The 10,770-nt window shown below is 70.9% G+C and carries 9 protein-coding genes (1 of these 9 running past the window's edge); all 9 read left to right on the top strand.

From position 1 onward, the window contains the following. The first annotated feature begins 160 nt into the window (after positions 1-160). Positions 161-1,075, top strand: a complete 915-nt coding sequence (locus KDM41_04890; GenBank protein ID MCB1182748.1) for a glutaminase — start codon at positions 161-163, stop codon at positions 1,073-1,075. A 72-nt stretch (positions 1,076-1,147) separates the two neighbouring features. After that, the gene (locus tag KDM41_04885) at positions 1,148-3,268 is read left to right on the top strand and encodes a chloride channel protein (protein ID MCB1182747.1); all 2,121 of its coding nucleotides are present in this window, start codon (positions 1,148-1,150) and stop codon (positions 3,266-3,268) included. After that, positions 3,265-3,936 carry a methyltransferase domain-containing protein gene (locus KDM41_04880; GenBank protein ID MCB1182746.1) on the top strand — a complete coding sequence of 224 codons (672 nt, stop codon included), beginning with the start codon at positions 3,265-3,267 and terminating at the stop codon, positions 3,934-3,936. The genes KDM41_04885 and KDM41_04880 overlap by 4 nt, the downstream gene beginning before the upstream one ends. Continuing rightward, positions 3,933-4,814 (top strand): DUF3473 domain-containing protein, encoded by an 882-nt coding sequence (locus tag KDM41_04875; GenBank protein ID MCB1182745.1) that lies wholly within the window; start codon positions 3,933-3,935, stop codon positions 4,812-4,814. Before KDM41_04880 ends, KDM41_04875 begins: the two co-directional genes overlap by 4 nt. 228 nt (positions 4,815-5,042) lie before the next feature. Continuing rightward, positions 5,043-6,083, top strand: coding sequence for a galactose-1-phosphate uridylyltransferase (locus tag KDM41_04870; GenBank protein ID MCB1182744.1), 1,041 nt, complete (start codon positions 5,043-5,045; stop codon positions 6,081-6,083). Next, complete coding sequence (locus tag KDM41_04865) at positions 6,080-7,555, top strand: glycogen synthase (GenBank protein ID MCB1182743.1); 1,476 nt, start codon at positions 6,080-6,082, stop codon at positions 7,553-7,555. Before KDM41_04870 ends, KDM41_04865 begins: the two co-directional genes overlap by 4 nt. Continuing rightward, positions 7,552-9,351 carry a hypothetical protein gene (locus tag KDM41_04860; protein MCB1182742.1) on the top strand — a complete coding sequence of 600 codons (1,800 nt, stop codon included), beginning with the start codon at positions 7,552-7,554 and terminating at the stop codon, positions 9,349-9,351. The genes KDM41_04865 and KDM41_04860 overlap by 4 nt, the downstream gene beginning before the upstream one ends. 109 nt (positions 9,352-9,460) lie before the next feature. Continuing rightward, positions 9,461-9,832, top strand: coding sequence for a response regulator (locus tag KDM41_04855; GenBank protein ID MCB1182741.1), 372 nt, complete (start codon positions 9,461-9,463; stop codon positions 9,830-9,832). Positions 9,833-9,947: 115 nt separating this feature from the next. After that, positions 9,948-10,770 carry the 5' portion of a glucose-1-phosphate adenylyltransferase gene (locus tag KDM41_04850; protein ID MCB1182740.1) on the top strand. 512 nt of this gene lie beyond the right edge of the window, so 823 of the gene's 1,335 nt are visible here — the first part of the coding sequence; it begins with the start codon at positions 9,948-9,950; the stop codon falls past the right edge of the window.

Below are 10,770 nucleotides of genomic sequence, written 5' to 3'. Positions count from 1 at the left end.
CCTTCGATCATGCCGGGTTGCGCGGAACCGGGCCGGTGCTCTACTTGGCGGACGATGCGGCCGCCCTGCCCCCGGGCGTGGACCTGGTCCACGCCGGCATCGGGTTCGTCCTGGGCCAGGCCGCCGACAGCACCGCGGCCGCGCCGCCGGAGGAGAAATGATGGACTACAGCGCCATCCTGGCCGGGATCCACGACGACCTGCAGCCCCATCGGGGCGAGGGCCGGGTGGCCGACTACATTCCCGAACTGGCCCGCGTGCCCGCCGACCGCTTCGGCATGGCCCTCGTCGACGCGTCCGGGCGGCTGCACGCCTGCGGCGACGCCGCGGTGCCGTTCTCGATCCAGAGCATCGCCAAGCTCTTCACGCTCACCCTGGCGCTGAAACATCTCGGCCCGGACCTGTGGCAGCGCGTGGGTCGCGAGCCGAGCGGATCGGCCTTCAACTCCCTCGTGCACCTGGAGTACGAGGACGGCAAGCCGCGCAACCCGTTCATCAATGCGGGGGCGCTGGTCGTGGTCGATGCGGTCCTGGGTTTCGATCCCGACCCCGTGGGCACCGTCACGGCGCTCCTGCGCGAGCTCTCCGGCAGCCCGGACGTCGGCGTGAATCCGGACGTGGCCGCATCCGAGGCGGAGTGGGGATTCCGCAACGCGTCGCTGGCGAACTTCCTCAAGAGCTTCGGGCGGCTGGACCATCCGGTCGGCACCGTGCTCGACGCCTACTTCCGCCTCTGCGCCCTGGAGATGACCGTCGGCGACCTGGCCCGGGCCGGCACCTATCTCATGAACCACGGCACGCCCCTCGGCGGCGCCGCGCCGCTCATCAGCCCCAACCGCGCCAAGTACCTCAACTCGCTCATGCTCACCTGCGGCACCTACGACAGCGTGGGCGACTTCGCCTACCGGGTGGGGCTGCCGGGCAAGAGCGGCGTGGGCGGGGGCATCCTGGCCGTGATGCCGGGCCACTTCAGCGCGGCGGTCTGGGCGCCGGGCCTCGACGCGAGCGGGAACTCGCTGGTGGGCACGCTGGCCCTGGAGTGGCTGACCACCCGGACGGGCCAGTCCATCTTCTGAGCCCATTCCCGATTGACTTGGTCCGGTCCGCTCCCCACTATTGCCAACCGTCATCCCGACCCTGGAGCGACCATGTCCGACGACACCCGCCGCGGCCCCGGCTTCAACCGGGTGCGCCGCGCCCTTTTCGCGCTCGTCGAGCGTTTCAGCCCCGACGAGACGACCATCATGGTGGTCGTCGCCATCGTCGTCGGCGTCATGGGCGGCTTCGGGGCGATCCTCTTCCGCTTCCTCGTGAACTTCTTCCAGACCCTGTCCATCGGGCCGGGCGAGCACACGGTGGCCCTGCTGGCCGATGTGCCTGCCTGGAAGACCGTCCTGCTGCCGGTGGCCGGGGGGCTCGTGGTCGGGCCCCTGGTGTACTTCTTCGCCCGCGAGGCCAAGGGCCACGGCGTGCCCGAGGTGCTCAACGCGATGCTCTTCAAGAAGGGCGTCATCCGGCCGGCGGTCGCGGCGGTGAAGATCGTCGCCAGCGCCATCACGATCGCCTTCGGCGGCTCGGTGGGCCGCGAAGGGCCCATCGTCCAGATCGGGGCCGGATTGGGCAGCACCCTCGGACAGCTGCTCCGCTTCTCGCCCCAGCGCCTGCGCACGCTCATCGGCTGCGGCGCGGCGGCCGGCATCGCGGCCACGTTCAACGCGCCCATCGCCGGCGCCTTCTTCGCCCTGGAGATCCTCACGCGCGACTTCGCCGTGGTCACCTTCAGCCCGATCATCGTGGCCAGCGTGGTGGCGACGGCCATCAGCCGCGAATTCCTCGGCGACACGCCCGCCTTCCCGGTGCCGGAGTTCACGGTGGCCGGGCCCTACGAACTGCCCCTGTACCTCGTGCTCGGGCTCCTGTCCGGCCTGGTGGCCGTGGTGTACGTGCGCACGCTGTACGCCACCGAGAACGCCATCGACCGCGTGCGCCTGCCCGACTGGCTGAAGCCGGCCATCGGCGGCGTCCTCCTGGGGCTGCTCTTCCTCGTCTTCCCGCAGGTGTACGGCGTGGGCTACGAGTCCATGGTCGAGGCCCTCGACGGTCGCATGGTCCTGGGCACCATGGCCCTGCTCGTGGTCGTCAAGCTGGTGGCGGTGAACCTCACCCTCGGCAGCGGCTTCTCGGGCGGCATCTTCGCGCCCGGGCTCTTTCTCGGCGGCATGCTCGGCGGGGCCTTCGGCGCGCTGGTCGAGCTTCTCGTGCCCGGCAGTCACGGCGCCGTGGGCACGTTCGCCATGGTGGGCATGTGCGCCATCGTCGGCTCGGCCACGGGCGCGCCCCTGACGGCCATCCTCATCCTCTTCGAGATGACCGGCCAGTACACGGTCATCCTGCCCCTGATGCTCGCCAGCATCGGCGCCGCCCTGGTCTACCGCGCGATCATGAAGGAGACCATCTTCACCCTGAAGTTCGCCCAGCGCGGCCAGGACCTGGTCTTCGGTCGCGAGTCGGCGATCCTGCGCGAGTACCACGTCGAGGACATCATGGAGGTCAACCCGCAGGCGATCCCCCAGCGCCAGGGGCTCGACCACGTGCTCAACCTCTTCCTCGCCCACCGCGAGGAGCACTTCTACGTGACCGACGACGACGGCCGCCTGACCGGACGCATCTCCATCCACGACGTCAAGGAACTGCTGCACGAGCGCAGCCTCGACCAGGTCGTCATCGCCGCCGACATCGCCACCCCGGTGCCCGACGTCGTCTACCGCCAGGACAACCTGGAGGACTGCCTCATCGCCCTCGGGCATCGCGACACGGCCGATCTGCCCGTACTCTATAATCCGGACCACCCGGTGCTGGTGGGCATCATCACGCGGCGCGCCATCTTCGAGGTCTACAACCGCGAGGTGCTGCATCACCAGGACATGGGCATCAACCTCGTGACCGGCGAAGCCCGCATGCACGACTGCGTGGAGCTGCCGGAGGAGTACAAGGTGCAGCTGTTCACGCCGCCCGAGGGCTGGCTCGGCCGCACCCTGCAGGAACTGGCCCTGCGGCCGCAGTTCAACATCTCGGTGCTGGCGGTGCAGCAGCGCGACCTGCTGGGCGGCTGGCGCAACGACATGCCCGATCCGGGACGCCCCCTGGGGGTGGGCGACCGGCTGATCATCGTGGGCGCGGTCGGCGATCTGGAGCGGCTGCTCCAGGCGGCCCGCGCCCAGGGCAGCGACCCGCGCCTTCCCGGCGCCCAGCAGGACGGCACCCCGTGACCGCCATCCGCCCGGACAAGCCCGCGGCCTACTACGGTCGGCCCCGCCGCGAGATGATCGCCCAGGTGCCGGCGACGGCCCGGCGCGTGCTCGACGTGGGTTGTGGCGCGGGGGCGTTCGGGGCCGGGCTCAAGTCCGCCTGGCGCGAGCGCGGCGAGTCCCTCGAGATCTGGGGCCTGGAGATGGATCCGGAAGCCGGCACCCGGGCGGCCGCGGTGCTCGACCGGGTGCTGATCGGCGACGCCGCCGCCCTGGCCGCCGACCTGCCGGCCGGCCACTTCGACGCGGTCGTCTTCAACGACGTCCTCGAGCACGTGCTCGATCCGGGCGCGCTGCTGGCGGCCATGGCCCCGCTGCTGGTCGCCGGGGGGTGCGCAGTGGCCTCGATCCCCAACGTGCGCCACTTTCCCCACCTGTGGGACGTGGTGGTGCGGGGCCGCTGGGACTACACCGACGAGGGCATCCTCGACCGCACGCACCTGCGCTTCTTCACGCGGGCCAGCATGGAGCGCCTCTTCGCCGAGGCCGGCTTCGCCGTCGAGTCGGTCATGGGCATCAATCCGACCGGTTCGGCGAAGTTCAAGCTGGTGAACCTGCTCACCCTCGGCCGCTGGGCCGACATGCGCTACCTGCAGTTCGCCATCCGCGCCCGCCGGGAGGGCCCATGAGCACCGCCGCGCCCTTCACGGGGAACATCCTGACCATCGACGTGGAGGAGTGGTTCCACGGCCACAACTACCTGGACCACGTGCCGCCGGAAACGTGGGACGGCCAGGAACAGCGGGTCGAGGTCGGGACCCTGCGCGTGCTCGACCTGCTCGACCGCAGCGGTGTCCGGGCCACCTTCTTCGTCCTGGGCTGGACGGCCGAGCGGCATCCCGACCTGATCGCCGAGATCGCCCGCCGCGGCCACGAGATCGGCTGCCACAGCTACGCCCATCCCGAAGTCTTCAAACTCACCGCCGACGCCTTCCGGGCCGACACCGAACGGGCGCTGGCGGCCCTGGCCCGGGCCGGGATCGACCGCGTGGCGGGCTACCGGGCCCCGAGCTTCTCGATCACCCCGCCCGTCCACGGCTACCTGCGCCTGGTGGCGGACATGGGGTTCCGCTACGACAGCTCCATCTTCCCCGTGCGGCACCCCCGCTACGGGCAGCCGCACTCGCCGCGGCGTCCGTTCCGTCTGTCCGGGGCCGCCGATGCCCTGACGGTGGTGCCGATGCCCACCTGGCGGGTCGTGGGGCAGAACGTGCCGTTCTCCGGCGGCGGCTACATGCGGCTGCTGCCCTGGCCGGCGTTCCGCTTCCTGAAGGCCATGGCCCGGCGCCAGGGTCAGCCCTGCATCATCTATCTGCATCCGTGGGAACTGGACGACTTCCGGCCCCAGGCGGGGCAGAGCGCGGCCACGAGCCTGCGCAGCCAGGGGGGGCAGGACTCGGCGCCGCGGAAGCTGGAGAAGTTGTTGGCGGAAGGGAATTTCCTGACCATGGGGGCCTATGTCGACGGGCTGCTGGCGGCGGGCGGCCTCGCGGTCCACGCCCTCTGATCGTCGCCCGCGCGGGCGCGGCCTGCGGGCACGAAAAAGCGGGCCCTTCGCCGGAGGCCCGCTCTTCCGCTCTCGCCCGTAAGGGCTTTCTCACTCTCGCCCGAACCTTCAACTGCCGCGGGGGGGGATGCGGCTTGGCTGATGTCCTTGGTTCGGTGTATCCTACGCACCGGATCGGCCAAGGTTCCCCGTTCCGTGCATTTTTTTTCGGGAAAGGTTCCGCAGGACATGACCATGCTCAGGCAGGATCCCCTGACCGGACGCTGGGTGATCTTCGCCGCCGACCGCAGCCGGCGCCCGAACGAGTATCCCCTCCGCCAGAGGGACACCTCCGGCGCCGATCGCTGCCCCTTCTGTCCCGGCCACGAGAGCGAGACGACGCCGGAGATCCTGGCCCTCGGCCGGCCCGCGGGAGCGTCGGCCGACGGCCCGGGCTGGCGGATGCGGGTCTTCCGCAACATGTTCCCGGCCCTGGTGCCCGCCGACGCGCCGCCCGACGCCGCCACCGGGCCGCTGCTGGGCGGTCGGCCGGCCGCCGGCCGTGCGGGTATCGGGCACCACGAGGTGGTCGCCTACTCGCCCGATCATGCGGCGGCTCCGCACACCCTGGCTCCCGGGGCCTGGACCGAGCTGCTCGGCGTGCTCCGCGACCGGTCGCGGGTCTTCGCGCGCCATCCGGACGTGCGCTACGTCTCGCCCTTCTGCAACCACGGGCCCGAGGCGGGCGCCACGCTCGTGCACCCGCACATGCAGATCATCGGGGCGCCCGAAGTGCCCCTGCTCGCGGTGGGCAAGGCCGAGGGATTCGCCCGCCACCGGGCCGCTCACGGCACCTGTCTCCTGTGTGAACTCGCGACCGCCGAGGAGCGGGACGGCGCGCGGCTCGTGGGAGCCAACGCCGCCTGGCTGGCGATGGCCCCCTGGGCGAGCCGCTTCCCCTGGGAGCTGCTGTTCGTCCCGCGCCGGCACGGCGCATCCCTGAACCAGGCCACCGACTCGGAGCTCGTGGGGCTGGGCACCCTGCTCGTGCCGGCCCTGCGGGGGCTCGCGAAACGGCACGGCGACTGCTCCCTGAACATCGTGATCCACAGCGCCGCCGTGGATGCCGCTGGCGAAGACGAGGGCGACGGCGCCTACCACTGGCACCTGGAGGTGCTGCCGCGCCTGAGCCGTCCCGCCGGCTTCGAGGTGGGCACCGGCTACACCATCAACGCCGTGCGCCCCGAGGACGTGGCGGCGGCGCTGCGCAGCGACGGGAAGAACCCATGAACGTGATGATGATCAGCACCGAACTGGCCGGGCTGGCCAAGGCCGGCGGCCTCGGCGACGTGGTCGACGCCCTGTCGCGGGCCCTGGCCGCGCGGCGGCACGACGTGCGCGTGGTGATGCCCCTGTACGGTCACCTCGATCCGGCGCGGGCCGACCTGCAGCTCGTCAAGGGGCTGCCGCCGCTCGCGGTGCGGGTCGGTCAGCGTGTGCACGACGTGCGCTTCTGGCGTCAGGGCAACGGCCGCGGGGCCCGGAAGGTGCTGCTCGTGTCCTGCGAAAGCCTCTTCGGGCGGCCGGGGATCTACACCGACGACGACGGCGTGGGCTTCCCCGACTCCCTGGCCCGGGGCGCCCTGCTGGGGCAGGCGGCCCTGCTGCTGCCGCGCCTGCTGGAGTGGCCCGTCGACGTGCTGCACGCCCACGACGCCCTGGCCGTGCCGGCCCTCGTCTACCGCCGCCAGTGGTACGCCGGTCGCGGCCTGCCGGGCCCGGCGGCCACGGTGCTGACGATCCACAACCTGGCTCATCAGGAGGCCCATCCGGCCGGGGAGACCGACGTGCTGGGCCTGCCCGGCCAGGCGGCCCAGTTCCCGGGGCTGCTCGAGTTCCACGGGCAGCTGAACCTGCTGAAGGGCGGCATCCTGGCCGCCGACCGGGTGAACACCGTCAGCCCGACCTACGCCGAGGAGACCCGCAGCACGCGGGAATTCGGCTGCGGCCTCGAGGGTGTGCTCGCCGGGCGGGGCGCGGCGTACGGGGGCATCCTCAACGGGGCCGACTACGCGGTGTGGGATCCGTCCGTCGATGGCGACCTGCCCGCGACCTACGGGCCGGGGCGCCTGGCGGGCAAGGCGAAGTGCCGGGCGGGGCTCCTGGAGGAACTGGCCCTCGCGCCCGGCGACGGTCGACCCGTGTGCGGATTCGTGGGCCGCCTCGTGCAGCAGAAGGGGGTCGACCTGCTGCTGCCCCTGCTGGACCGGCTGGCGGACGACGGCTGGGCATTCGCCATCCTGGGCACGGGCGAGGCCCGCCTGCACGACGCGCTGGACGCGGTGGCGGCCCGGCATCCGGACAAGGTGGCCTTCTGCCGCGAGTTCAACGAGGCCCTGGCCCACCGCATCTACGCCGGCAGCGACCTGTTCCTCATGCCGAGCGCCTTCGAGCCGTGCGGCCTGTCGCAGATGTACGCCCTGAAGTACGGCACGCCGCCGGTGGTGCGCCGCACCGGAGGCCTCGCCGACACCGTGGTCGACGCCGGCGAACCGGGTGGCACGGGCTTCGTCTTCACGGAGGCCCGGCCGGACGATCTGCTGGCGACCTTGCGCCGCGCCGCCGCCGTGAGGGACGACGCGGCCGCGTGGTCGGCGCTGGTGGCCCGGGGCATGGCCTGCGACTTCGGTTGGGAGGGGGCCGCGGCCGCCTACGAGGAGCTGTACGCCGATGCCCTCGGCGCGAGCGGGGAGACGTCATGAACGGCGAAGGAACACCCACGGAGCGGCTGCCGGGCGACCTCGTCTGGGACAGCTTCCGGCAGGCCGACATGGCCCTGCTGCTGGTCGATGCCAAGGGGCGGGTGCTGGAGGCGAGCCGGGGAGCGGGGGCCTTTTTCGCGACCCCGCGGGAAGAGCTCGTCGGCGCCAACGTGGCCGATCGCTTCAACGACCCGAACGCGCTGCGGGCCCAGATCGCCGGACGCTACGGCCATCCGCACAGCACGATCCCGCTCGAACTGGCCGCGGCCGAAGCCGAGACCGTGCGGCCGGTGGAGATCCGGTGCAGCCGCTTCCGGCCCGGCGCCGACCTGCCGGGTGGCAAGAGTGAGGCCCATCTGGCCGTGCTGCAGCTGCGCAGCATGCGCGACCGCGAGCACGACGACGAGCTGCGCGCGGCGCGGCTGGCGAAGCTCTCCCTGATGAACCAGGTCAGCGAGGCGCTCTACGGGGCCCAGCTCGACCTGGAGCAGATCCTGCAGGCGGTGCTCGTCTGCATGACCGCGGGCCAGGGGCTGCGCTTCAACCGGGCCTTCCTGCTGCTGGTCGACGGGCGGAAGGACTCGCTGCAGGGCGAGATGGCCATCGGGCCGAGCAACGCCGACGAGGCGGCGCGCATCTGGAACGACCTGGCGAACCAGTCGGGCGACCTGTTCGAGATGATCACCGGCTACGACAAGAGCGTGAAGCAGACCGACGTGGCCGTGAACGAGATCGTGCGCAACATGCGCATCCCGCTGGAGAACGAGGCGCACATCCTGGTGCGGACCATGCGCACCGGCCACGTGCGGGGCATCACCGGCGACATGGACGAGGCGGGCGCCGACCAGCTGCGCGAATGGCTGGGCTGCCGGGAGTTCGCCATCGCGCCCATGAGCACGCGGCGCGGGCCGGTGGGGGTCATCGTGGCGGACAACGCCATCTCGGGCACGGCCATCACCGAGCTCGATCTCGAGTTCCTGCAGATGTTCGCCAACCAGAGCGCCGGCGCCATCGAGAACAGCCGCCTGTACACCGAGCTCGAGCAGCGCCTGAACGACCTGCACGCGGCCCACGCGCGGCAGCGCGAGGACCAGGAGACGCTGCTGAAGATGGAGCGCCTGAGCGTCATGGGCGAGACCAGCGCCATCGTCGCCCACGAGCTGCGCAATCCGCTGGTGGCCATCGGCGGCTTCGCCCGCAGCCTGACGCGCAGCATCGAGGCCGGCGATCCGAACCGGGTCGCCGCGACGATCATCGTCGAGGAGGTCGCGCGCATGGAGCGCATCATCGGCGACCTGCTCGACTTCATCCGGCCGCCGAAGTTGCTGCGGCAGCCCCTGCCCGTCGACGACGTGGTCGGCGAGGCGGTGGCCCTGTTCCGGCCGCGGGTCGACGAGGCGGGCATCGAGCTGGAGCTCGACCTGCAGGCGGACGGCGCCGTGTCGGACATGAATCCGGGGGAGATCCAGCAGGTGGTGCAGAACTTCCTGGTCAACGCCATGCAGGCCCTCGACGGGCCGGGCTGGATCAGCGTGCGGACGGCCGGGGTCGAGGGCGGCGTGCGGGTCACGGTGGCCGACAACGGGCCGGGTTTCGCGCCCGATCTGGTGCAGAAGCTGCACACGCCGTTCTTCTCGACCAAGCCCACCGGATCGGGGCTCGGCCTGACCATCTGCGCCCAGATCATCAAGGCCCACGGCGGGGTCTTCGAGGCCCGGAACCGGGACGAGGGCGGTGCGGAATTCTCGTTCATCCTGCCCCGGCCGAAGGACGAGGAGAACGGCGCGCGCCTGTGATCACCGGTGGCCGCGGCGCCGGGGATCTGGTAGATTGAAGGGGCGGCCGCGGGCGGCCGCAGGGGCGACAGGGACGTCGCCGGGACCATCGCTACGTCAGGAGCAGGCCATGAGCAAAGTGCTGATCGTCGACGACGAACCTCATCTGCGGTTGCTTTACGAGACCGAACTGCGTCGGGCCGGCTACGAGACCATGACCGCGGGCAACGCCCAGCAGGGCCTCGAGTTCGTGGAGACCATGAAACCCGATCTCGTCATCCTCGACATCCGGATGGCCGGCATGGACGGTATCGAGGCGCTGCAGCGCATCCTCGAGCGCGATCGCCGCATCCCCGTCATTCTCAATACCGCCTTCTCCAGCTACCGCGACAACTACCTGACGTGGGCGGCCGACGCCTACATCACCAAGTCGGCCGACGTTTCCGAACTGCTCGAGACGGTGGCCGGACTGCTGGAGCCCGGCGTCAAGCCGGAGAACTAGCCGCACGCCGCGCCGGGACGGAGCCGCCGCCGCGCGCGGTCGCCAAGGCCACGCCCCGGCCCGCGGACACCACGCCCGCCCACGGGCGCCGGGGGGAATCTTGACCAACGAACCGCTGAGCACGCGCGACCTCGCCAGTGACGCGCTGACGCTGATCCTCGCAGGCGGCCAGGGCGAACGCCTCTCGCCCCTGACCAAGGACCGCTCCAAGCCCGCCGTCCCGTTCGGCGGCGCCTACCGCATCATCGACTTCACCCTGAGCAACTGCATCAACAGCGGGCTGCGCCAGATCTACGTGCTCACCCAGTACAAGAGCTACTCCCTGGACAAGCACCTGCAGCGGGGCTGGAACGTCTTCAGCTACGAGCACGGCGAGTTCTGCTACCGCATCCCGCCGCAGCACCGGGTCGGCCAGAAGTGGTACCAGGGCACGGCCGACGCCGTGTACCAGAACATCTACCTGCTGGAGAACCGCAAGCCGCGCTTCGTGATCATCCTCTCGGGCGACCACATCTACCGCATGGACTATGGCAAGATGCTCAAGTTCCACGCGTCGCACGGCGGTTGCCTGACGCTCAGCTGCGCGGTGGTGCCCAAGGAGGGGGCCGACCAGTTCGGCATCCTCGAGGTCGACGAGAACTGGCAGGTCGTGGGATTCGAGGAGAAGCCGCAGAACCCGAAGACGATCCCGGGCGACCCCGACCACTGCCTGGTGAACATGGGCGTGTACGTGTTCACCACCGCCGATCTCGTGCAGGAACTCTGCCGCGACGTGAAGCAGTCCGACAGCTACCACGACTTCGGCAAGGACATCATCCCCCGCCTGGTGGGCATGAACGAGGTCTTCGCCTACCCCTTCCGCGACCCGGAAACGCACCAGCCGAAGTACTGGCGCGACATCGGGACCCTCGACTCCTACTACGAGACCTCCATGGAGC

The sequence above is a fragment of the bacterium genome (assembly GCA_020440705.1).
Lineage (GTDB): Bacteria > Krumholzibacteriota > Krumholzibacteriia > LZORAL124-64-63 > LZORAL124-64-63 > JAGRNP01.
This window is presented reverse-complemented; position numbering and strand designations above follow the sequence as displayed.